General features: G+C 60.4%; 24 protein-coding genes. 16 read left to right on the forward strand and 8 right to left on the reverse strand.

The window, feature by feature from the left end; genetic code table 11:
- The first annotated feature begins 32 nt into the window (after positions 1–32).
- From ccmI to DL86_RS01515, 4 genes are read left to right on the forward strand one after another with little or no spacing between them, the layout of a single operon-like run.
- Positions 33–1,184, forward strand: coding sequence for a c-type cytochrome biogenesis protein CcmI (ccmI, locus tag DL86_RS01500; protein WP_036257417.1), 1,152 nt, complete (start codon positions 33–35; stop codon positions 1,182–1,184).
- A gap of 8 nt (positions 1,185–1,192) precedes the next feature.
- Positions 1,193–1,654 (forward strand): cytochrome c maturation protein CcmE, encoded by a 462-nt coding sequence (gene ccmE, locus DL86_RS01505; RefSeq protein ID WP_036258025.1) that lies wholly within the window; start codon positions 1,193–1,195, stop codon positions 1,652–1,654.
- Positions 1,655–1,691: 37 nt separating this feature from the next.
- Entirely contained in the window at positions 1,692–3,680 is a 1,989-nt protein-coding gene (locus DL86_RS01510; protein ID WP_036257418.1) for a heme lyase CcmF/NrfE family subunit, read from the forward strand.
- 2 nt (positions 3,681–3,682) lie between these two features.
- Positions 3,683–4,171 (forward strand): cytochrome c-type biogenesis protein, encoded by a 489-nt coding sequence (locus DL86_RS01515; protein WP_051952476.1) that lies wholly within the window; start codon positions 3,683–3,685, stop codon positions 4,169–4,171.
- 21 nt (positions 4,172–4,192) lie between these two features.
- On the opposite strand, the gene aat is transcribed toward DL86_RS01515, so the two are convergent.
- Positions 4,193–4,870 (reverse strand): leucyl/phenylalanyl-tRNA--protein transferase, encoded by a 678-nt coding sequence (aat, locus tag DL86_RS01520; RefSeq protein ID WP_036257420.1) that lies wholly within the window; start codon positions 4,868–4,870, stop codon positions 4,193–4,195.
- Positions 4,871–5,062: 192 nt separating this feature from the next.
- Between aat and DL86_RS01525 the strand changes: the two genes are divergently transcribed.
- The 3 genes from DL86_RS01525 (at position 5,063) to DL86_RS01535 (ending at position 6,446) form a co-directional block, all read left to right on the forward strand.
- Positions 5,063–5,365 (forward strand): DUF6156 family protein, encoded by a 303-nt coding sequence (locus DL86_RS01525; RefSeq protein WP_036257421.1) that lies wholly within the window; start codon positions 5,063–5,065, stop codon positions 5,363–5,365.
- 42 nt (positions 5,366–5,407) lie between these two features.
- Complete coding sequence (locus DL86_RS01530) at positions 5,408–5,746, forward strand: YbjQ family protein (protein WP_036257422.1); 339 nt, start codon at positions 5,408–5,410, stop codon at positions 5,744–5,746.
- Positions 5,747–5,987: 241 nt separating this feature from the next.
- Entirely contained in the window at positions 5,988–6,446 is a 459-nt protein-coding gene (locus DL86_RS01535; protein ID WP_036257424.1) for an SRPBCC family protein, read from the forward strand.
- A 73-nt stretch (positions 6,447–6,519) separates the two neighbouring features.
- Here DL86_RS01535 and DL86_RS01540 read toward each other — a convergent pair whose 3' ends face one another.
- Positions 6,520–6,861: a (2Fe-2S) ferredoxin domain-containing protein gene (locus DL86_RS01540; RefSeq protein ID WP_036258026.1), complete on the reverse strand. Its 342-nt coding sequence runs from the start codon at positions 6,859–6,861 to the stop codon at positions 6,520–6,522.
- 433 nt (positions 6,862–7,294) lie between these two features.
- Between DL86_RS01540 and DL86_RS01545 the strand changes: the two genes are divergently transcribed.
- From DL86_RS01545 to mazG, 9 genes are all read left to right on the forward strand, one after another.
- Positions 7,295–8,239, forward strand: coding sequence for a septal ring lytic transglycosylase RlpA family protein (locus DL86_RS01545; RefSeq protein WP_036257426.1), 945 nt, complete (start codon positions 7,295–7,297; stop codon positions 8,237–8,239).
- A gap of 178 nt (positions 8,240–8,417) precedes the next feature.
- On the forward strand, positions 8,418–9,620 hold the full coding sequence (locus DL86_RS01550) for a D-alanyl-D-alanine carboxypeptidase family protein (RefSeq protein WP_425348889.1): 1,203 nt from the start codon (positions 8,418–8,420) through the stop codon (positions 9,618–9,620).
- Positions 9,617–10,318 carry a dTMP kinase gene (gene tmk / locus DL86_RS01555; protein WP_051952477.1) on the forward strand — a complete coding sequence of 234 codons (702 nt, stop codon included), beginning with the start codon at positions 9,617–9,619 and terminating at the stop codon, positions 10,316–10,318. Before DL86_RS01550 ends, tmk begins: the two co-directional genes overlap by 4 nt.
- Positions 10,308–11,405, forward strand: coding sequence for a DNA polymerase III subunit delta' (locus DL86_RS01560; protein ID WP_036257427.1), 1,098 nt, complete (start codon positions 10,308–10,310; stop codon positions 11,403–11,405). Before tmk ends, DL86_RS01560 begins: the two co-directional genes overlap by 11 nt.
- Before the next feature lie 44 nt (positions 11,406–11,449).
- Positions 11,450–13,024, forward strand: a complete 1,575-nt coding sequence (gene metG / locus DL86_RS01565; protein WP_036257428.1) for a methionine--tRNA ligase — start codon at positions 11,450–11,452, stop codon at positions 13,022–13,024.
- A gap of 47 nt (positions 13,025–13,071) precedes the next feature.
- Positions 13,072–13,875, forward strand: coding sequence for a TatD family hydrolase (locus DL86_RS01570; protein WP_036257429.1), 804 nt, complete (start codon positions 13,072–13,074; stop codon positions 13,873–13,875).
- Positions 13,872–14,669, forward strand: a complete 798-nt coding sequence (locus tag DL86_RS01575; RefSeq protein ID WP_036257430.1) for an MBL fold metallo-hydrolase — start codon at positions 13,872–13,874, stop codon at positions 14,667–14,669. The genes DL86_RS01570 and DL86_RS01575 overlap by 4 nt, the downstream gene beginning before the upstream one ends.
- 423 nt (positions 14,670–15,092) lie before the next feature.
- Complete coding sequence (locus tag DL86_RS01580; protein WP_036257431.1) at positions 15,093–15,752, forward strand: cold-shock protein; 660 nt, start codon at positions 15,093–15,095, stop codon at positions 15,750–15,752.
- A gap of 86 nt (positions 15,753–15,838) precedes the next feature.
- Entirely contained in the window at positions 15,839–16,690 is an 852-nt protein-coding gene (gene mazG / locus DL86_RS01585) for a nucleoside triphosphate pyrophosphohydrolase (RefSeq protein ID WP_036257433.1), read from the forward strand.
- Positions 16,691–16,852: 162 nt separating this feature from the next.
- Here mazG and hflX read toward each other — a convergent pair whose 3' ends face one another.
- The 6 genes from hflX to ntrX form a co-directional block, all read right to left on the reverse strand.
- A complete protein-coding gene (gene hflX / locus DL86_RS01590) occupies positions 16,853–18,232 on the reverse strand; it encodes a GTPase HflX (RefSeq protein WP_036257434.1) in 1,380 nt (459 codons plus the stop codon).
- A 125-nt stretch (positions 18,233–18,357) separates the two neighbouring features.
- Positions 18,358–18,615 carry an RNA chaperone Hfq gene (hfq, locus tag DL86_RS01595; protein WP_036257436.1) on the reverse strand — a complete coding sequence of 86 codons (258 nt, stop codon included), beginning with the start codon at positions 18,613–18,615 and terminating at the stop codon, positions 18,358–18,360.
- Between the two features lie 181 nt (positions 18,616–18,796).
- On the reverse strand, positions 18,797–19,657 hold the full coding sequence (locus DL86_RS01600; RefSeq protein WP_036257439.1) for a D-amino-acid transaminase: 861 nt from the start codon (positions 19,655–19,657) through the stop codon (positions 18,797–18,799).
- Between the two features lie 17 nt (positions 19,658–19,674).
- Positions 19,675–20,214, reverse strand: coding sequence for a chromate transporter (locus DL86_RS01605; protein ID WP_036257441.1), 540 nt, complete (start codon positions 20,212–20,214; stop codon positions 19,675–19,677).
- On the reverse strand, positions 20,214–20,786 hold the full coding sequence (locus DL86_RS01610) for a chromate transporter (RefSeq protein WP_036257443.1): 573 nt from the start codon (positions 20,784–20,786) through the stop codon (positions 20,214–20,216). The genes DL86_RS01605 and DL86_RS01610 overlap by 1 nt, the downstream gene beginning before the upstream one ends.
- A 94-nt stretch (positions 20,787–20,880) precedes the next feature.
- Entirely contained in the window at positions 20,881–22,248 is a 1,368-nt protein-coding gene (ntrX, locus tag DL86_RS01615) for a nitrogen assimilation response regulator NtrX (protein WP_036257445.1), read from the reverse strand.
- Positions 22,249–22,251 lie beyond the last annotated feature (3 nt).

Below are 22,251 nucleotides of genomic sequence, written 5' to 3' on the forward strand. Positions count from 1 at the left end.
AAGCGTCGGGGCAATCACTATTAAGTGGCGCCATGCTATGGGTGATTTTCGCTATTTTGACCGGATTTGCGGTCTTGAGCATCCTTTGGCCGCTCGCAAAAACGCCGCGCGGCGTTTCCCGCGGCGCGTCGGACATTGCTTTCTACAAATCGCAGCTTGCCGGGATCGAGCGGGACGCCGTCCAAGGGCTCATGACGCCGGAGGACGCGCAAGGCGCGAGCGCCGAAGCCGCTCGCCGGCTCATGGCTTTGGCCGAGCCGCCGCTTGAACGCTCCGTGGCGGGGGCGGGAAGGGCGGTGCGATTCGCCTCCATCGCCGTCTTGATTTTCGTGCCGGCGCTCGCCCTTGGGCTTTATTCGGTCATCGGCGATCCGGCGCGGCCAGACCTGCCTCTCGCGGCGCGGAACGAGGCCTCGCCCGCGCGCATGGACCTCATGGCGGCGGTAGCGAAAATCGAGGCGCATATTGCTCAAAACCCCGACGATGGCCGCGCCTACGAGGTCTTGGCGCCGGTTTACCTTCGGATGGGCCGCGGCAACGACGCGGCGCAAGCCTATGCCGCCGCGCTTCGTCTGTTGGGGCAGACCCCCGAGCGGCTGGCCCTTTATGGAGAAGCGCTTATCTACGCGGCCAATGGCGCTGTGACGGAGGAAGCCCGAAAAATCTTCGAGGCGGCGGCGAAGGATCCTTCATTGGCGAAGCCCCGGTTCTTCCTCGGCCTTGCCGCCGCACAAGATGGCGACCTGTTGCGCGCCCGCGATATCTGGGAAAGGCTTCTAGCGGAAGCGCCCGATAATCCGCCTTGGGCGCAAGCGTTGCGGGAGAGGATGGCGGCAATGCCCGGGGCACCTGCGGCGGCGCAAAATGAATCAGCGGCGAGAGATGCGCCCGCCGTTGAAGGCGGCTCGGGGGCGAAAGCCAATTTGGCGGCGAAAATCCAAGCGATGCCCGAGGCCGAACGCTCAAGCGCCATTCGCGGCATGGTGGACGCTCTCGCTGCGCGCCTCGCGCAAAATGGGCAAGATGTCGACGGCTGGCTTCGCCTCGTGCGCGCCTATGCGGTTCTGCGCGAGCCCGACAAGGCGCGCGCGGCCTTGGTTGACGCCAAGCGCAATCTGGCCAATGACGCGACGGCGATCGGCCGGATTGAGGCGCTGGGGCGCGAGCTTGGCTTAGAGGGTTGAAGCTCATCATGACGCGCAAAAAACGCCGCCTGGTTCTGATTTCCTCCGCGCTATTGACGCTCAGCCTCGCCGTGGGCCTGGTGCTCTTTGCGCTGCGCGACAATATCGTCTTTTTTTATGGGCCGAGCGAATTGGCGCAAAAGGCCCCCCAACCAGGGACAAGGCTGCGAATTGGCGGCCTGGTCAAGGAAGGCTCCCTGAAACGCCTGGACGGCCAAAGCGTGCGCTTCGCCGTCACCGACATGAAGAGCGAAGTCGAGGTCGCCTATACCGGGCTTCTGCCCGATCTTTTCAAAGAGGGACAAGGCGTCGTCGCCGAGGGCGCTTTGGGAGAGGACCATGTGTTTCGCGCCGACAGCGTTCTCGCCAAGCATGACGAACGTTATATGCCGCGCGATGTCGCGGACGCCTTGAAGAAACAAGGAGTTTGGCAAGAAGGCGCGCAACAGCTGGCGAGCCCTGGCAAATGAGGGTCTATGAGGCGGGATTCGCAAGAGCGAGGTCGAAATGATCGTTGAAACCGGCCACTATGCGCTCGTGCTCGCTTTAGCCCTGGCCCTGGTCAATTCGGTCTTGCCGATATGGGGAAGCGTGACCGGCGACCGCCGTCTGATGGCGGTTGCGCCCTCAGTCGCGCTGATGGGCTTCGGACTCGTCGCCTATGCATTTTTCGCTTTGACCTACGCCCATGTCGCGTCTGACTTTTCGCTCGCCAATGTCGTCGAGAACTCGCATTCCGCCAAGCCCTTGATTTACAAGATCAGTGGCGTCTGGGGCAATCACGAGGGCTCGATGTTGCTGTGGGTGCTGGTCCTCGCCCTTTTCGCCGCGGCGGTAGCGCTGTTTTCGAGTTCGATGCCGGACGATTTGCGCGCGAATGTGCTGGCCGTCCAATCCTGGATCGCCTCGGCGTTTCTCTTGTTCATTCTCCTGACCTCGAATCCATTCGCCCGCCTCGCCAATGCGCCGGCGGAGGGCAATGACTTGAATCCGCTGCTTCAAGATCCCGGCCTCGCGATCCATCCGCCTCTGCTCTATCTCGGCTATGTCGGTCTTTCGATCACCTATTCTTTCGCGGCGGCGGCCTTGATCTCCGGCCGGATCGATGCGGTCTTCGCAAGATTCGTGCGGCCTTGGACCTTGCTTGCCTGGATTTGCCTGACGCTCGGCATCGCGATGGGCTCTTACTGGGCCTATTATACTTTGGGCTGGGGCGGCTTCTGGTTCTGGGACCCTGTCGAAAACGCCTCGTTGATGCCATGGCTCGCCGCGACGGCTCTGCTGCACTGCACGGCGGTCATGGAAAAGCGCGAAGCCCTCAAGATCTGGACGATCTTTCTCGCGATCCTCGCCTTTTCTCTGTCGCTCATCGGGACCTTTCTCGTTCGCTCCGGCGTCCTGACCTCGGTTCACGCCTTCGCCAGCGATCCCCAGCGCGGGATCTTCATTCTTCTCATCCTCGTTGTATTTATCGGCGGATCGCTCGCGCTCTTCGCCTGGCGGGCAGGGGGACTGAAACAGGGCGGCCTCTTCGCCCCGGTCTCGCGCGAGGGCGCCCTTGTCTTGAACAATTTGCTTTTGACGACCTGCTGCGCCACGGTTTTCATCGGCACGCTTTATCCGCTCGCGCTCGAAGCCCTGACAGGGGAAAAGATTTCGGTCGGGCCACCCTTCTTCAATCTGACTTTCGCGCCTTTATTCGCGCCGCTGTTCGTTCTGATGCCGATTGGCCAGAACCTCGCTTGGAAACGCGGCGACTTTTTTGGCGCGGCGCAAAGGCTTATCGTCGCCATCGGAGCGGGGCTCATCGCCATGCTTGCTCTGGCGGCGTGGCGCGGCGGTCCGGTCGTGAGCGTCGTCCTCTCCGGGCTCGCGATCTATGTGATCGTCGGCTCTTTCGCCGATCTCGGCCGGCGGCTTTTTGTTGGCGGCGGGGCAACTGCCATCATGGGAGCAGGCCAGCGGGCGCTTAGGCTCCCGCGGCAGGCGTTCGGCACGGCTTTCGCCCACGCAGGCCTTGGCGTCACCTTGCTCGGCCTCGCCGCCACCGGCTGGGGAGCAGAGAAGATCACCGCCTTAAGGCCGGGCGATGAAGTTGAGATCGGTCCCTACCAACTCACTTTCGAGAGCGTTCAACCGCGCGCCGGCCCAAATTTTGCCGAACGCATCGGGCGCACCGCGATCCGCTCCAGCGGCGTCTTGATCGCGACGATCGAACCTTCGACCAGATTTTATCCCGCCCGCAAGATGAACCGGTCCGAGGCCGGCATAGCGACGATCGGCCTTGGCCAGGTCTATATGAGCATCGCGGACGTAGCGGCGAATGGCTCGGTCAACGCCCGCGTCTTCTGGAAGCCGCTCGTGTCCTTGATTTGGATCGGCGCCTTGATCATGGCTTTCGGCGGCTGCCTTTCCTTAAGCGACAGAGGCTTTCGGATCGGCGTCGCCCGCCGCGCCGCCAAGGCGGCCGCGTCGAGCCCGCAACCGGCGGAATGACGATGAATTTTCCGTGTGGGCGGGCATTCGCGGCTGTGGCCTTCTTTGGCCTTGTTCTTCTTGCGCCGCGCATGGCGATGGCGGTTCAGCCCGATGAAATCATGGCTGACGCCAATCTCGAAGCGCGTGCGCGCCATCTCTCCGCGGAGCTGCGCTGCATGGTCTGCCAGAATGAATCGATCGATGATTCCAACGCAGAGCTCGCGCGCGACCTCCGGATTCTCGTCCGCGAACGGCTTCAGGCGGGCGATAGCGACGAGGCGATCCGCGCTTTTCTCATCCAACGCTACGGCGACTTCATTTTGTTGAGGCCGCCGTTCAAGGCCACGACCTGGCTGCTGTGGGGAGCGCCATTTCTCGTCCTTGTCGTAGGCGCCGCTGGCGTCATCCTCGCCGCGCGGCGGCGCAGAACGCGTTTTGAGGATGCCCGGATTTTGACCGACAGCGAGCGCGCCAAACTCAAGACCTTGCTCGAGGAAGAAGGCTCTTAAAGCTGCGCCTCGGAACATGCTCTAGCGCTTGGCCGCCGGCAGCGCGGCGAATGCCTCCCGACCAGAGACGCGCTGTCCTTTCGGCCAGGTCCAGAAATTGCCCTCGCGCGAGATCGCCTGGGTAAGCTCACGCCGATAGCGTTCTTTCCCCACCTCTATGGCCCCGAGCGAAGCAAGATGCGGCGTGACGAATTGCGCATCGAGCAAGCCGAAGCCGCCGCGCACTAGCCGCGCCACGAGATGCGCTAAGGCCACTTTCGAAGCGTCGGTCTCGCGGTGGAACATGCTTTCGCCGAAAAATGCGGCGCCAAGGCAGACGCCATAGAGGCCGCCGACGAGCGCGCCATCGCGCCAGGCTTCGACCGTATGGACCCGGCCTACATCGAATAGCTGGCGATAGAGTTGCTTGATGCGCGCATTGATCCAGGTTTTGTCCCGATCAGGGTAGGATGCGGCGCAAGCATCGATTACCGCATCGAAATCATGATCGACCCTGATTTCAAAACGATCCGAGCGGATCGTTTTGGCGAGGCTTTTCGATATGATCAGACCATCGAGCGGGAAAATGCCGCGCAGTTCCGGATCGACCCAGAACAGATTTGGGTCCTCGGCGCTCTCGGCCATCGGGAACAAGCCGATCGAATAGGCCCGAAGCAAAATATCGGCGGTGATCTCGAATTGTTCGCGCGGGCGGCTCATGCCATGAGACTGGGCTTCGCAGACAGGCCCGTCAAGCGGGACGATGATCGCCGGGCCGCCCGCGCCGTCGTGCTAGTCGAACTTGCTTTTTCGGAAGCGGGGCCATTGTGAATCCGCCGGCTTCTATCGTATTGTCGATTTTCTATCTTCCTCTCGCACTTCCTCTCGCACTTCCTCTCGACGAACCAGGACATGACCGCGGAAAACCCTGACAACAGCCGGTACTTCGTCTCCTATACGGGAGTGAAGCTTCCCTTGAGACTGATCAATCCGATCGAAATCGCCGATTTGACCAATCGCAACACCTTCATCCGCGCCTCCTTCGACGCGCAGGAGCGGCTGGTCAGTTTCGAAAAGATGGTCTATGGCGAAGTGGAAATGTGGCATCGCTATGAGTATGACGCCGAGGGCGTGTTGCGGCGCGCCGAGATCAGCATGGATGAAGAAATCACCGAGTTGCGTTTCGATGCGAGCGGCGCCTTGGTGCCCGCTTAAGATCTTCTGCGCGGCCCAGGCCATACAGATGCGGGCGAACTCATGATCGTTTCCACGACGAATGATGTGGCTGGGTTCAAAATCGTCCGCCATCTTGGGCTCGTCCGGGGCATCACGGTCCGCTCCCGCAGCGTCGTGGGGAATTTTGTCGGCGGGATCCAATCGATTTTTGGCGGCCAGATTAGCGCTTATCTCGAGCTTGCGGAACATGCGCGGCAGGAAGCCTTCGATCATATGTGCGCGCATGCCGGCCAGGCAGGCGCCAATGCGATCATCGGGATGCGCTACGACGCTAATGACATCATGGATGGCATTACCGAAGTCCTCGCTTACGGAACGGCGGTTTGGGTCGAGCCAGCAGGAGAGGGCTCCAACGCCTAGACCGCTTTCAACCTCCGCAGAGTTAGAGCATTTTCGAGCGAAATGGGTACCGGTTCGCGTTAAGAAAATGCGACAAAACAAAGACCTAGAGCTGCTTTCTGATTCCGCCGAAACTGAAAGCGCTTTAGAAAGCAGCTCTAACTTTTAATATTATTGGATTTTCTTAACGCGAACGGGAATCCACCTCGCTCGAAAAATGTTCTAGAGATCGCGCGGCCCATGCTGCGAGGGAGGTTGAGTCGTGGCGGATCCAGAGGAATCGCGTTCGATCGTTGTCGAAGGCATGCTTGTGCAGCCAGCCGAAATCGTTTGGCGCGCCTTGACGGAACCCGAGCTGATCGCCCGCTGGTTCATGCCAAATAATTTTGCCGCCGAAGTCGGACATGAGTTTACCTTCCGCAGCGCGCCCATGGGCGATTGGGATGGCGTTTCGGGAGGCGAGGTGCTCGAGGCCGAGCCCTATTGGCGGTTGCGCTATTCCTGGCGCGGCGGCTCCCAGACATTGGAGGGCTTTGGCCGCTATATCGACACGGTGCTGACCTGGACGCTTTCGCCTTTGCCGAACGGGACCCACGTGCGGCTGGAGCATACCGGTTTCACGGCGGATTCCGCGCCGGTCCATGCGATCATGAATGGAGAAAATGGCTGGAGCGCCGTGGTCAATAGATTGGCGAAGGTGGTCGTCGAATTGGCCGATTGAGCGGCTTCTCTGTTCTCATTGGCGCCGAGCCGCGCATCGAGCTTAACAACAATATCTTTTTAAAACAATATTTTCAGTCACTTTCTTCAAGAATCAGATCGTGCATTGGCCGGTGGTTCAGGACATGCTCGCGTAAAATAAGCAAAAGATTTTCCACAGAGAGCCGATGGTACCAAACGCCGTCCGGCTCGACATAGGCCAAGGGTTCGCCGGTGCATTTGCCGAGACATGAGCGGCGAACGCAGGAGACCGCGCCGATCAAGTCTCCTCCATCCTGGTTTCTTGCATCCAGGAGCCGCGCCCGAAGCGCCTCGAGCAGAGCCTGGGCTTCACCGGTCCTGTTGCAGCATGGCCCGGTGCAAATCATCAGGCGCCGGGCCGCCGCGGGGCGATCAAAAATATCCTTGACGAGCATGGAGGCAGCCTCGGGCGCTTCCCGATCGGAGGGAGTCATTCGATTGACAGCGAACCGCTGCTATCCCGAGGAATGGAGCATGTCGGAGTCGAAAAGCCGATCAACTTTGAAAGTTCGTTGCGCGACTCCGACGAGAGGTCAATCCGCATTCGTCAAGCGCCGAATTGCACGCACTGTTGCAGAAATATCCAACACAATGATTTTCAAGGAGATTTTTGCAGGCCATCACGAATTTTCGGAGGCATCAATCGTGGGCTGCGTCAAAATTATGTCGGAATCTCCAGGCTTCTAATGCATATTGCCCAGCGTTGCCGCTGCCTTAAGCCTTCGGCAACGGATGTCATGGAAGCTGCTAGTCGGACCAATTCCGGGCTCTTCGCCTTTTTGATATCGGGCGCCACGAGCCAAAGCTTGGAAGCGAGAGGAAACACTGATGCGGGCGAAGGAGCATTTGTCCTTCTCATCAAGGCCTTTCGCGGCTCTTTGGGGCCTTTCCTTCAAATCCGACGCGCCGCGCGGCTCCGTCATCGCGGGGCTTGCCGGACTCGCGGCTTTGGGTCTTGGAGGCTGCGCCCAGCAGCCTCAGACGCAGCAACGCGTCGCCCATTCCAAAGAATATTTCCCATCCTCGATCTATGGGCGGGCGAGCCCCCGCGTCGTCGCCGATGGCGAGCCCGTGCCGCGCGGCGGCGGCACATATATGGTCGGGAAGCCCTATTCGGTCGCCGGCCAGACCTATTATCCCAGCGAGAAGCATTACGCCGCGGTCGGCCTTGCGTCCTGGTATGGCGATGCTTTCCATGGCCGCCGCACCGCCAATGGCGAGGTTTACGACAGCGCATCGATTTCAGCGGCGCATCCCACGATGCCTTTGCCGAGCTATGCCCGGGTCACCAATTTGCGTAATCACCACTCGATGATCGTGCGCGTCAATGATCGTGGACCGTTCAGCTCCAATCGGATCATGGACGTGTCGCGCAGAACCGCCGAAACCTTGGATTTTATGCGCACTGGCACGGCGCGGGTGAAGGTTGAATATGTCGGCGCGGCAGGCCTTGCCGGCTCTGACGATAGCAAATTGCTTGCAACCTTGCGTCTGGACGGCCCCGCGATGCTCGATGGCCAGACCACCCGCACGATGGTCGCCGAGCGCGCGCCCCTGCGCACTGCGTCAGCGGAGCCAACGCGCAGTGAAACCGCCGCTGCGGCCTCCAATGCCGCTGAAGCGGCGACAGCCGGCGCGGCTGTCCCGATGCCGATCAGCCGGCCTATCGTGGGCGCGGCGCCGCTGCCGCCCGCTCGGCCATTTGACCTTGGGACGATCCGGAGCGCCGCCGCGCCGCTCGCAACGCGGACCCGGCAAGCCAACTTGCGCTGATAAATCGCCTCGGGCCATTGATCTTGCCTTGTTTCCGATGCAGGATTCTTCGCCGGACCCGGCAAATCAAATTCGACTGATTCTCGTAAGGGATTTGGCTGGGGTGGCGCGGGACGGCGATCGATAGCCGCGGTCGGTCGGCCGGCCTCGCTGCGATGCGGAAGGGATCTGCTTGACCATTCAACTCTCGCTCTCCTGGCCCTCGCGCCTAATTGCGGGCCTCCGCCTGGCGCCATTTCTGATTGCCCTGGCCGGGGTCGCTGATACGGCCATCGCCCAAGCGATTCAGACTAGCGCGCCTCATGCCATCTTGATCGATTCAGACACCCAAAGCGTTTTGTTTGAGAAGGACGCCGACACGCCTGTCATCCCCGCTTCGACGGTGAAGGTCATGACGGCCGAAGTGGTGTTTCACGAGATCGCCGAGGGGCGCCTGAAGCTCGACGATGAATTCCTGATGAGCGAAACCGCTTGGCGAAACGGCGGCGCGCCGTCGCGCGGCTCCAGCATGTTTGCTCCCTTGAACAGCCGCGTCAGAGTCGAAGATTTGATCCGCGGCCTCGTGATTGTATCGGGCAATGACGCGGCCATAGCGCTTGCGGAAGGAGTCGCCGGCTCCGAGGGCGCATTCGCCACGCTCATGATGAAGCGCGGCCGCGAACTTGGCGTGACGCATTCGACTTTCACAAATTCATGGGGCAGGGGCGACCCCGAGCAAAAGGTCAGCCCCAGGGACATGACCCTTCTGGCCAATCACGTCATCAAGACCTATCCCGATCTCTATAAATATTTCGGCGAGAAGGAATTCACCTGGAACAAGATCAAGCAGTCCAATCGCAATCCGCTGCTGACAATGGACATCGGCGCGGATGGGCTGAAAACCGGCAATATTGACGCGAGCGGCTATGGCCTTATCGGATCGGCCGTTCAAAATGGCCAACGACTAATCCTAGCGCTCTATGGCGCGACGAGTTCGAAGGAGCGCGCCGACGAAGCGCGCAAGATTTTCCTTTGGGGATTCCGGTCATTCGACACGAAGACGATTTTCCAGGCGGGCGAAACGATCGGGAGCGCCAGGGTCTATGGCGGCGCCCTCTGGGACGCGCCGCTTGTCGCCGATTCGGAAGTTAGGATTCTCCTTCCGCGATCTGGCGGCGAAAAATTCACCGGCCGCATCGTCTATAATGGCCCATTAATGCCGCCAATCCCCGCGGGAAAGGAAGTTGCTCGCCTCAAGGTCTTTCGTGGGACCGCCCAAGTGCTCGATCTGCCGTTGAAGACCGCGGCGGCGGTGGAGGCGGGTTCGCTGCCGCGCCGGGCGATGGATGCCGGGCTCGAATACGGCGCCGTTCTTTTCCGAAGATATGTCACAAAGCAATGAGTGAGGCGCCGGGGCAAGCCCAGCCGCCGCGGCGGCGTGGATGTTTCATCACCCTCGAGGGCGGCGAGGGCTCTGGCAAGACCACACAGATGGGCCATATTCTAGAAAATTTGCGCCAAGCCAGGATCGAAGTGGTAGCAACTCGCGAACCGGGCGGATCGCCTGGGGCCGAAATCCTGCGTAGAGTGCTTCTATCGGGCGCCGTCAAATCGCTTGGGCCCGCGGCCGAAGCGATCCTTTTTTCAGCGGCGCGAATTGATCATATCGACAAGACAATCGCACCCGCCTTGGCGGCGGGGCTTTTTGTCGTTTCCGACCGCTTTTCGGATTCGACGCGGGCCTATCAAGGCGCGCTCGGGCGAGTCGATCCTGCTTTCCTGCGCGCGCTCGAGCGCGTCACTTTGGACGGATTGCATCCCGATTTGACTTTGATCCTTGATCTTTCGCCAGAAGAAGGCCGCGCTCGCGCTGAGCGGCGTCGCGGGACGGAGGAGGGGCTCGACCGCTTTGAACGCGAAGACATTCGCTTTCATCAAAGCGTGCGCGCCGCCTTTCTGGCCATCGCAGCCGCCGATTCGCACCGCTGCGTTGTGATCGATGCTTCGCTCTCCGAAGCCGAGGTGGCGCAGGCGATCTGGGACGCGATTTTCGGCAGGTTGATCGCTCGGCCGGAGCCGGCGCGGGCGCATGGCGCTTAGACCATCCGCGTCCGGCCCGCTTGACGCCATCCCAGAGGCAGACCGATTTGACACAACGCCGCATCCGCGCGAAGCGACGCGGCTGTTCGGTCACGCCGAGGCCGAGAAAGATCTTCTCGATTCCTATCGGGCGGGGCATTTGCCGCATGCCTTCATCATTGGTGGGCCGCCAGGGATCGGCAAAGCGACCTTCGCCTGGCGGCTAGCGCGCTTTCTCCTCGTCAACCCCGACCCTGCGAGCGCCGCATGCGCAGAGGCGGTGGATCTTTTTGTGCCGGGCGACCATACCATCGCACACCAGATCGGCTCGCTGGCGCATCCTGATCTTTTTCTTCTCCGGCGCTCATGGAACGAGAAAACAAAGAAGCTTTTCACGGACATCCGGGTCGAAGACGTCCGCGAAGTCATTCACAAGTTCCACCAAGCGGCGGGACGGGCCGGCTATCGGATTTGCATTCTTGACAGCGCTGAGGATCTTAATGCCTCGAGCGCCAACGCCCTTCTGAAACTCATCGAGGAGCCGCCGCCGCGTTCGGTCTTCCTCATTGTCGCGCATAAGCCTGGCCAGGTGCTCGCCACCATCCGCTCGCGCTGCAGGAAAGTGGCGCTGAAACCGCTCGGCCCCGCTGACATCGCTCTGATCGCGGCCGCGCTTGGACCTCCCTGGTCGCTGGCCCCGGAGGGAGCGCTGACGGCCGCGATCGCGCGGGCGCACGGCTCCATGCACGAGGTTTTGCGGTTGCTGAATGGGCCTGGGGTCGAACTCGACGCTCAACTAAGCCAGATGTTGGACGATCTGCCGGAGATCGACTGGCGCAAGGTCCATGCTCTCGCCGATCGGGTCTCGCTGCGCGACAATGGCGATGATTACGCTGCGCTGCTTGTTTCGGTTTTCGACTGGCTTCATGCTTGCGTGCGGCGCCAGGCCGAGGCGGGAGAGGCGCGGGCGCTTGCGCCCTACGCGCAGGTGTGGGAAAAAGTGAGCGAGGCGGCGCGCGAGGCCGATACGTTCAATCTCGACAAGCGCCCGCTTGTTCTGTCCATTTTCGCCGATCTGGCGGCCGCTGCCCGGGCTTTTTCATCCTGATGCGCTTCGGCTGGAGCCCGCGCGAACCTTAAGATTGCAGGTCCATGTCCGCCCTGTCCGCGTCCGCCCGCCCGTCGTTTTATATCACGACGGCGATTCCCTACGCCAATGGCGCCCCGCATATCGGGCATGCTTATGAGCGGATCGCCACCGATGCAATCGCAAGGTTCAAGCGGCTGGATGGCTTCGACGTGTTGTTCGTCACAGGGATGGACGAACATGGCCAGAAAATGCAGCAGACGGCGGCGCGCGAGGGCCTTACGCCGCAGCAACTCGCAGATCGCACCGCCTCTCAATTTGCCGCGTTGGGAGATGCGCTGAATGCCCCGGCCGATGACATTGTCCGCACTACGCAGCCGCGCCATCATGCGGCCGCGCGGGAGATCTGGACCAGAATGGCGGACGCCGGAGACATCTACCTGTCAAAATATCCAGGTTGGTATTCGGTCCGGGACGAAGCCTTTTTCGATGAGTCCGAACTGACCGAAGGCGCCAATGGAGCGCGCCTTGCGCCCACAGGCGCGCCAGTCGAATGGGTCGAAGAAGAGAGTTACTATTTCAAGCTGTCGGCCTATCGGGATCGGCTGCTCCAGCTTTATCGAGACCGGCCCGATTTCGTGACCCCCGAAAAATACCGGAATGAAATCATTGCCTTCGTCGAGCGCGGCCTGACGGATCTTTCGATCAGCCGCTCGACCTTCGACTGGGGCATTCCGGTGCCGGAGGATGCCAGACATGTCATGTATGTCTGGGTCGATGCATTAACAAATTATATCACCGGCGTGGGTTTTCCCGATAAGAAATCGCCGCGGGCGCATTTCTGGCCGGCCGACGCCCATGTCATCGGCAAGGACATCACGCGATTTCACGCGATCTATTGGCCGGCGTTTCTGATGTCGGCCGGTCTCGCTCTCCCCAAACAGATCGTCGTGCACGGATTCTTGTTCAATCGGGGCGAGAAAATGTCCAAGTCGGTCGGCAATGTGATCGATCCTTTTGCACTGGCCGAGCAATATGGCGTCGACCAGTTGCGCTACTTTCTGCTCCGCGAAGTGCCCTTTGGCCAGGATGGCAATTACTCACATGACGCGATCGTCGCGCGGATCAACGCCGATCTCGCTAATGACCTTGGAAATCTCGCTCAGCGCTCTTTGTCGATGATCGAAAAATACTGCGCCGGAAAATTGTCGGCCCCGGCCGCATTGACCCCAGCTGACCTTGCGATTCTTTCGCAGGCGACAGAGCTCGTGGGGAAGGCCCGCGCGTTGATGCAGGACCATGCGTTGCATCTCATCTTGACCGAGATCTGGCGCGTGGTCGGCGAGGCGAACCGCTACTTCGCCAGCGAAGAACCCTGGATCAAACGCAAGACCGACCCCGATCGGATGGAGACGATTCTCTATGTGGCCGCCGAGGTTTTGCGGATTGTCGCGATCATGGCGCAGCCTTTTATGCCGGCGTCGATGGCGAGGCTTCTCGATCTTTTGAATGTCGCTGGCGACCATCGCGGTTTTGCCCAAGCCGAAGGCGCGCAAGGGCTTGTCACGGGTGGGCCTTTGCCTGCTCCTGCGCCGATCTTTCCGCGCTATATTGAGCCGGAGGCGGGCGCCTCCGCCTGAGCCATTGGTCCGCGCCAATTGGCCCAAGTTTTGGATTGAGCCATCGCATGTTGATCGACAGTCATTGCCATCTCGATTTCGAGGATTTCGAAGCAGAGCGCGACGCCGTGGTGGCGCGGGCTCGCGCCGCCGGGGTCGCCCGGATGATCACGATTTCGACGCGGATGGAGCGTTTTTCAGCGATAAGCGCTCTCGCCGAGGCCTATGACGATGTTTTTTGCACGGTCGGCGTCCATCCCGAATATGCAGATGAAGGCGCGCAGGCCACAGTGGCTGGTTTGGTCGAACTGGCTCGCCATCCAAAATGTGTGGGAATTGGCGAAACCGGCCTTGATTATCATTACGATCGGGTTCCGCGCGCCATAGCCGAAGTGGTTTTCCGCACCCATATCGCGGCCGCGCGGCAAACCGGCTTGCCGCTCGTCATTCACGCCCGCGACGCCGACGCAGATATGGCGGCGATCCTGCGGGACGAGATGGGGAAGGGGCCTTTCAAGGCCCTCCTCCATTGCTTCACATCTTCGAGAATGCTGGCGGAAGCCGCGTTGTCGCTCGGGCTTTCGATCTCGTTTTCGGGCATTCTCACCTTCAAGAAATCGGATGAACTCCGGGACATCGCGCGCGCTGTGCCAATGGATCGGCTTTTGGTTGAGACCGACGCGCCTTTCCTGGCCCCGGTTCCTCATCGAGGAAAACGCAACGAACCGGCCTTTGTCGCGGAAACCGCTAGGGCGCTCGCCGAAGTGAAAGGCGTATCGCCGGAGAAACTGGCTGCGGAGACCAGCGCCAATGCTTTGCGCCTGTTCGATAAAATGCCGGCTCCCAAGCAGAGCGGAGCGGAGGCCGCATGAGCCTCGCCATTACGATTCTTGGCTGCGGATCCTCCGGCGGCGTCCCGCGCGTCGGGCAAGGCTGGGGCGCTTGCGATCCAAACAATCCAAGAAACCGGCGCCGCCGCTGCTCCATACTGGTCGAACGGGATGACGGCGGAACGGCAAAGACTCAGGTGCTCGTCGATACATCGCCCGATCTCCGGGAGCAATTGCTGGCGCTTGGAATCACCCATCTCGATGGGATCTTGCTGACCCATGCGCATGCGGACCATACGCATGGGATCGATGACGTTCGCCCATTGGTGATCATGGCGAGGCGCAAAATCGACTTGCATATGGACGCGCCGACCTCAGCCGTCGTGCGCTCCCATTTCGGCTATATATTCGAGACGCCGCCCGGCAGCCAATATCCGGCGCTTTTGAACGAACGCCGTCTCTATCCCGGCGAAGTCGTCAGCGTTATGGGCCCCGGAGGCTCGATCGACGCCTTGCCATTCCGCTTGGAACATGGCGAAATCGACGCACTCGGCTTTCGCTTCGGCGATATTGCTTATTCGCCGGACGTCAATGCGATCCCCATCGAGAGTCGCTCCAGCCTTGAAGGCCTCGATCTATGGATCGTCGACGCCTTGCGCTATACGCCGCACCCCAGCCATTTTTGCTTGCCGGAGACGCTGGATTGGATCTCCAAGCTTCAGCCGAAAAGGGCGATTCTAACCAATCTTCATACAGACCTCGACTTTGAGCGGCTCAAGGGAGAGCTTCCAGACAATGTTCAGCCGGCGTTCGACGGCATGCGCATCGTCGCTTGAGGATCAGATTGGAAGCTGTTGAATTTATTGAGAGCTACCGCTCTCCATTTGACGTCACATTAGGTTCCATAATATCGATTATGCGAATCATGGAGAGTTCTGCTCTTTTTGTTTGGCGCTGCTTGCCGCCATCGTTTGCGGCGCGGTCTCCTTTCCAGCTCGGACGACGCCGAACCGCGCGATTGCAGTAGCCAAGCCCGCTGACAGTTGATATGTTTTGCCGGACACGGGGCTTTCGGCATTCAGAATGGATACCATCGGCGACTACTTTGGGCTGGCACCTGTTGGTTGCTGGCCTTTTGGCGTAACCAAGCCCGTGATGGCTTCGGAAGCTCCGCCCGGCGTCATCAAACGACAGCGGCGGGCGGCGCACGCCGGATGGACAGCACATCGCGGTTATAGGCGGAGACGAGCAGGCACATCATGAGCAAAGGTAGAGATTTCCGGGGACCCAAGAAGCGCGGCTTCGATGATGACGGGCCCTCTCCCTATGACCCGCCACGGCAGAGCCGCACCCCACGCTCAAGCTTCGGCGGCGGAAGCGGCGGCGGTCCGGAGCTGTCGGCCCCCCCAAGCGGTCCGAGCATCGACGCGGTCGTCAAATGGTTCAAGGGTGACAAAGGCTTCGGCTTCGTCGAATTGGGCAATGGGAGCGGCGACGCATTTCTTCATATTGGCGCGCTGCAGGCCGCGGGATACGAAACCGTTCCTCCAGGCGCCAAATTGAAGGTGAATGTCAGCAATGGCATCAAGGGCGCGCAAGTGACGCGGGTTCTCGAGGTCGATACGGCCGGCGCCATGGAGAGAGCGCCGCAGCCGCGCACATTCGGCGATGCTCCCCGGCCGCCGCGCCGGGCTCCGGATCCCTCCACCGCCGTCTCGGTCACAGGAACGGTCAAATGGTTCGATGACAACAAAGGCTTCGGCTTCGTGCAATCGAATGACGGCGGCAAGGACGTCTTCGTCCATATCTCGATACTCGGTCCATCAGGCATCCAGCATCTCGCGGAAGGACAGCCGGTGAGCATGCGGGTCGTCGATACGCCAAAAGGGCGTGAAGCTCTGTCGCTGTCGCTCGAATAGGCGATATCAGGCAGATTTGTTCGCATTGTTGCAACGAGCGAGGGAGCGGTTCCGCTGCGCCCTCGCTTTTGACTGCCTTGGCTAGCATGCAGCCCTCTTCCGATATCAATCGCCTCATCGAAATCATGGCCGCCTTGCGCAGCCCTGAAACAGGCTGCGGATGGGATCTCGATCAAACGTTCGAGACCATCGTCCCTTTCACGATCGAGGAGGCTTACGAAGTCGCCGATGCCGTGGCGCGGCGCGATATCGCGGATTTGAAGGATGAACTGGGCGACCTTCTCCTGCAGGTGGTCTTTCAGGCCAGAATCGCCGAGGAGACCGGCCTTTTCGATTTCGGCGGCGTCGTCGAGGCGATTACGCAAAAGATGATCCGGCGCCATCCGCATGTCTTCGGAAAGGCGCAAGGCCTCTCTCCAGAAGAGGTCAAAGCCCTCTGGGCGCGGATCAAGGCCGAAGAATCCGCTGAAAAAGCAGCTGCGCGACGCGCATCCGGCGGCGTTGACGGCGCGGCGGCCGAAGCTCCGGAAATGAGCCTTCTTAGCGCAGTTCCGCTTGCCCTGCCCGGCCTGACCCGCGCCGTGAAATTGCAGGCGAAGGCCTCAACCGTCGGATTCGACTGGAACGACGCGCGTCTGGTGATGGCCAAGATCCGCGAGGAAACCAACGAAATAGAAGCTGCGCTTGACGCCGCGGATTCGGGGGCTGTCGCGGAAGAAATCGGCGATCTGCTGTTTACGATCGCCAATCTCGCCCGCCATATGCGAACAGATCCGGAGGCTGCGATACGCAGCGCCAACTCCAAATTCGAACGGCGTTTCCAATTCATCGAGAAGGCATTGATGCGCGAAGGCAAGGCGCTGGGCGATGCAACCTTGGCGGAGATGGATGCGCTCTGGACAGAGGCGAAGCATCGCGAAAAACAAAACGGAGGCTAGGGCGCTGTCAGATTCATTGGATGAGATCACGCATTAGCATGCGCATCTCATGATAGGCTTATGCATTAGAAATAGTTTATAACTATTTGTTTTATATGTATATTTAAGGCGAACCTACAAAATGAGTAGCGCCTAACCATTGTGGCGAGGCGCGGCCTCGCATCATGCATGGTTGATCGCGGACCTTAGAAACCTCCGCCGCACAGGCTCGGCGCGCTCAGGAGCCACGCGAACAGTCACATGGACCGCGCCATCGGCCGCCGTGCTTTTGCGCATGACTTCTGTGTTCTCATAAAGCCAGTTGAGACCTTTGCCATTGACCGGATCGAGGGCAATTTCGAAGACCACCCGGCCAGTGGCCAGCCGCGCCTCGATCGCGTCGCGGAGGTCATCGAGCCCCTGCCCGGTCAGCGCCGAAACAATGATCGGTTTGGCATTTGCAGATTTTCGGAGCGCTCCGTTTCGCGCCGCCGCGAGGCTGTCTTCGTCGAGAAGATCGGCCTTGTTCCAAACCTCCATCAGACGGCGGTCGCCGGCCATATCGATGCCGAGATCGGAGAGAATGGCCTCGACGTCGGCCAGTTGCGCCTCCGCGTCCTCATGCGCGATATCCCGGACATGCAGGATAATGTCAGCTTCGAGAACTTCCTCGAGCGTCGCGCGGAAAGCGGAGACAAGCATTGTCGGCAGTTCGGATATGAAGCCAACGGTGTCCGACAAAATGATTTCAAATCCATGCGGAAGCTTCAGGCTTCGCAAGGTTGGATCGAGGGTCGCGAAGAGCATATTTTCCGCAAGGACGTCGGCCTGCGTCAATCGATTGAAAAGAGTTGATTTACCCGCGTTAGTATAGCCGACAAGAGCGACGATCGGATAAGGCGTCGTCCGGCGGCTCTTGCGGTGCAGTCCACGCGTCCGCTTAACGCCTTCCAGTTCGTGTTCGATTTTGGTCATCCGTTCTTGGATGAGGCGGCGGTCGGTCTCGATCTGGGTTTCGCCGGGGCCGCCGAGAAAGCCGAAGCCGCCGCGCTGGCGTTCGAGATGGGTCCAGGACCGGACCAGCCGCGATTTCTGATAAGCCAGATGGGCGAGCTCGACCTGAAGCGCGCCCTCCCGGGTGCGCGCGCGCCGGCCAAAAATTTCGAGTATCAGTCCGGTCCGGTCGATAACCTTAGCGGAAAACGCCTTTTCGAGATTGCGCTGTTGCACTGGGGACAAGGCGCAATCCATGATGACGAGATCGATTTCTGAAGCGCTGACCAGATCGGCGATTTCGGCGACTTTGCCTTTGCCGAGAAAACTTGCAGGACGAATCTGCCCGAGCGTCACGATTTTGCCATCTGCGATATCGAGATCGATGGCTTCGGCTAGTCCCTTCGCTTCCGCGAAGCGCGCCTCCTGCGAGCGCTTGCGCTGCGCCAAAGCCCCGGCGCGCTCTGCGCTTCGGCTCGCTCGCTCATCGAGATAGGGGCCGATGACGAGGGCGCGCGTTCGGCGCGCAAGCGCATTTCCAACATCACCCTTTGAAGAAGCCGATTTCACTCCGTTCCTTGAACCTTCGATGCTTCTCTCCTGTCCGCCATCGATTTCCGGCTTTAAAGCCGGAGCGGGATCATCCGCGTCAAAACCACATATGGTGTCGCAGCATCAATTTTGGTAATAATTTTTTACACGCCGATTTGCCCGCCGTCGTCCCCGGTTTCGAACATTTGGATCGGTTGCCCGGGCATAATGGTCGAAATTGCATGCTTGTAGACAAGTTGAGAATGTCCGTCGCGACGCAGCAGAACACAGAAATTGTCGAACCAAGTAACGACACCCTGCAGTTTCACGCCATTGACCAAGAAGATCGTCAACGGAACTTTGTTCTTGCGCACAAAATTAAGAAAAGTGTCCTGAAGATTCTGTGGCCGTTCTGCCGCCATCGTAAAATCCTATTTTTTCTTGGCGCCGTGGCCAGCGCGATTTGAATATTTAAGCGGCTGGCGCTGCTTCGCCCCGGTTGGAGACCGATTGGCCCAGCCATAGATGTCATATTAGACCGATCTAGAGCGACGATGGCAAATTTTGTTGGGCCCACGCGAATTGCCCGCGCGCCGGGCAATGCTACGATGATCGCGCCGCCGTGTCATGAAAGATTGCCCGCAATCTTTGCGCCACCGGTCCCGGCGCTCCCGCGCCTATCTTGCGCCCATCAATGGCGATAACCGGCATGACCAGCGTGGTCGCGCCGGTGACGAAGGCCTCCTGCGCGGCGAAAGCTTCTTCGACGCTGAATTTTCTTTCCTCGAAGCGCAGCCCCTCGGCGGCGATAATCTCGATCAATGTGGTTCGGGTAACGCCGCGCAGGACGCAATGATCGAGCTGGCGCGTGATGATCGCTCCGGAGCGATCGATGATCCAGGCGTTCGAGGCCGCCCCTTCGATGACCATGCCCTCAGAATCGATCAGCCAGGCTTCATAGGCGCCCTGCTCTTTCGCTGTTTGGCGCGCCAAGACATTTGGAAGCAGAGAGATCGTCTTGATGTCGACCCGCTTCCAACGAAGATCGGGCGTCGTGACCACGCTAATGCCCTTGCGCGCGGCCCTTTCGCCTTTTTCCGGATCGATCTGGCGCCCCGTGACGACCAGGCTCGGGCGCACCGGCTTTTCCGGGAAAGTATGCTCGCGCGGCGCCACTCCGCGCGTCACTTGAATGTAAACATATCCATTCGTGACTTTGTTTCGGACGATCACTTCACGCAGGATAACTTTGAGCGCGCCAGCCCCTAAAGGCGCGTCGATGCGCAATTCGGCGAGCGAGCGCGCAAGTCTTTCCATATGCCGTTGCTCGTCGATCAAGGCGCCGTGAAAGACTTCGCAGACTTCGTAGACGCCGTCGGCGAATTGGTAGCCGCGATCCTCGATATGGACCTTGGCGTCGCGGCTGAAGACATATTGGCCATTGACATAAGCAACCCGGCTCATGCGTGCTCCACAAAGGTTCAGAGGGAAAGACCGAGCCGGCCGCAGGCCAAGCCCAGAATCGCGCCCGTCGCAATTCCCCACAGAGGATTCAGCCGCGTGAAGGCGATGACGAGGGTCATGCCGGCCGTGATCGCGATCGTCAAGCCGCCGCGGTCGGCCGCCCGCGCCATGATGAGGCCGCTGGCGAGCATGAGGCCGATGGCGATCGGTGCCAAGGATTTTTTCAAAACCAAAATTGCGCGGCTCGACGAAAAATGCCGCATGGTTCGTCCAGCCCCCAGGGCGACCAGCGAGGATGGCAAAATCATCGCCAGCGTGGCGACGCAAAGACCGCCGAGCCCGGCGAGATGCAAGCCGATCGCGCTGGCGACCAGGACATTTGGACCCGGCGCGGTTTGCGCGATCGTGACCAGCCTGGCGAAAGTTGCGTCGTCCATCAGATGCAATGCGCCGACGACCTCCCGGTGGATTTCCGGCAGGGTCGCGTTCGCGCCTCCAACCGCCGCAAGCGACATCACCGAAAAAGTCAGGCCGATCTGCCCGAGGATTGAGCGCATCAGCGCCGCCGCTCAACGACAGCGACGGCGAGAATGCTTGCCGGGATAAGTGTGGCCAAAGTCGCGACGAGCGGAAGATGTAAGACCCCAGCGGCGAGGAAAGCCGCTCCCGCAATGAGGATAGCTGCGGCGTCGCGGCGAATCGCTCGGACCATCTTATAGGCGTTTCCAATCATCAGCCCCGCTGTCGCCGCCGCCGCCCCGCCAAGCGCGCCCTGCACGTCGGGAAGAGCCGCAAAACGATCATAGAGCGAGACGACCGCGATAAGGATAAGAATTGGAGCGATGAGGAGACCGAGCAGCGCCGCTGCGGCGCCGGACGCGCCATTATAGCGGTCGCCGAGCATAGTCGCCAAATTGACCGTATTTGCGCCCGGCAACACATGAGCGACGCCAAGCAGTTCGGCGAATTCGCGATCGTCGAGAAAGCCGCGCTCCTCGACGACGATCTGGCGCACCCAGCCCGTGACGCCGCCAAAGCCGAGGACGCCGATCTTGAAGAATGCCGTGAACAGCGCGCGATGCGAGACAATGGTTGCGCACTGGCGCGGCGAAGGGGATGCCGGAATCATGATGCAAACCGCTCGAGAGCGCTTGCCGATCGCATTGATTTGGAACGCAACGCTCGTCCTTTACGCCGCCGCGGCTGCTTCGCCCGAAAGCGCCTTAATCGACCCGCAGCGACTTCAGCTTGCGATGAAGCGCCGAGCGCTCCATGCCGATGAATTCGGCCGTCCGTGAAATATTGCCGCCGAATCGGTTGATCTGGGCGACGAGATATTCACGCTCGAATCCCTCGCGCGCCTCACGCAGCGGAAGACTCATCAGCTTCTCGCCGCCGGCGCCATTGGGCGTTGAGGGAACCAGCGCGCCAATCTCGGCCGGCAACATATCCGCGGTGATCGCAGCGTCGGGATCGCCGGCGGCGAGGATCATCAACCGCTCGACATTGTTGCGCAACTGCCGGATATTGCCTGGCCAGTCATGCGACTGCAATACCGCCATCGCGTCATCGGCGATCTCGCGTCGAGGCAAGCCGGTCGTCGTCGATACCTGGTCCATGAAAAAAGCGATTAGCTCCGAGATATCTTCACGCCGTTCCGAAAGCGAAGGAACCCGAACTGGCACGACGGCGAGGCGGTGGAACAGATCTTCGCGAAAGGATCCGTCGGCGATCAGGGCGGCGAGATCCCGCGAACTCGAGGAGAGGATGCGGACATCGACGAAGACCCGGGTCGCGCCGCCGACGCGCTGAAAATTCTGCTCGACCAGCACGCGGAGAATCTTGCCCTGAGTTTCCTTCGGCATGTCCGCGATCTCGTCGAGATAGAGCGTGCCGCCATGGGCCTCTTCGAGCGCCCCGACCTTGCGGCTGCGATCCTCCCTGCCCTCGCTTCCGAACAACTCCATCTCCATCGTTTCGGGCGCGATCGTCGCTGAATTGATGACGACGAAGGGACCGCTGGCGCGGCTGGAGGCTTCGTGGATCGTTCGCGCCGCGAGCTCTTTGCCTGAGCCCGGGGCGCCGGTGATGAGAATTCGCGAATTGGCGGGTCCAATGCGTTCGATCACTTGGCGCAACTGATTGATCGCCGTCGACTTGCCGATGATCCGATTGACCACGCCGGCGCGCGAGCGAAGCTCGCTCACCTCGCGCTTCAGACGCGACGCTTCAAGCGCCCGCTCTGCGACAAGCACCAATCGGTCGGCCTTGAAGGGCTTTTCGATGAAATCATAGGCGCCGAGCTTGATCGCCGAGACCGCCGTTTCGATATTGCCATGACCGGAGATCATGACCACCGGCAACATCGGATTCTGCTCCTTGATGATGCCGAGCAGCTGCAAGCCATCGAGCCGAGAGCCCTGAAGCCATATGTCGAGAAAGACGAGATTGGGACGCCTCGCCTCGATCACAGCCAAAGCCTCGTCGGAATTCTTGGCGGTGCGCGCGCCATGGCCTTCATCCGACAGGATTCCGGACACGATGTCGCGAATGTCGGCTTCGTCGTCTACGATCAGGATATCGCTCGCCATGAG

This window comes from Methylocapsa aurea, from assembly GCF_000746085.1.
Taxonomy (GTDB): domain Bacteria; phylum Pseudomonadota; class Alphaproteobacteria; order Rhizobiales; family Beijerinckiaceae; genus Methylocapsa; species Methylocapsa aurea.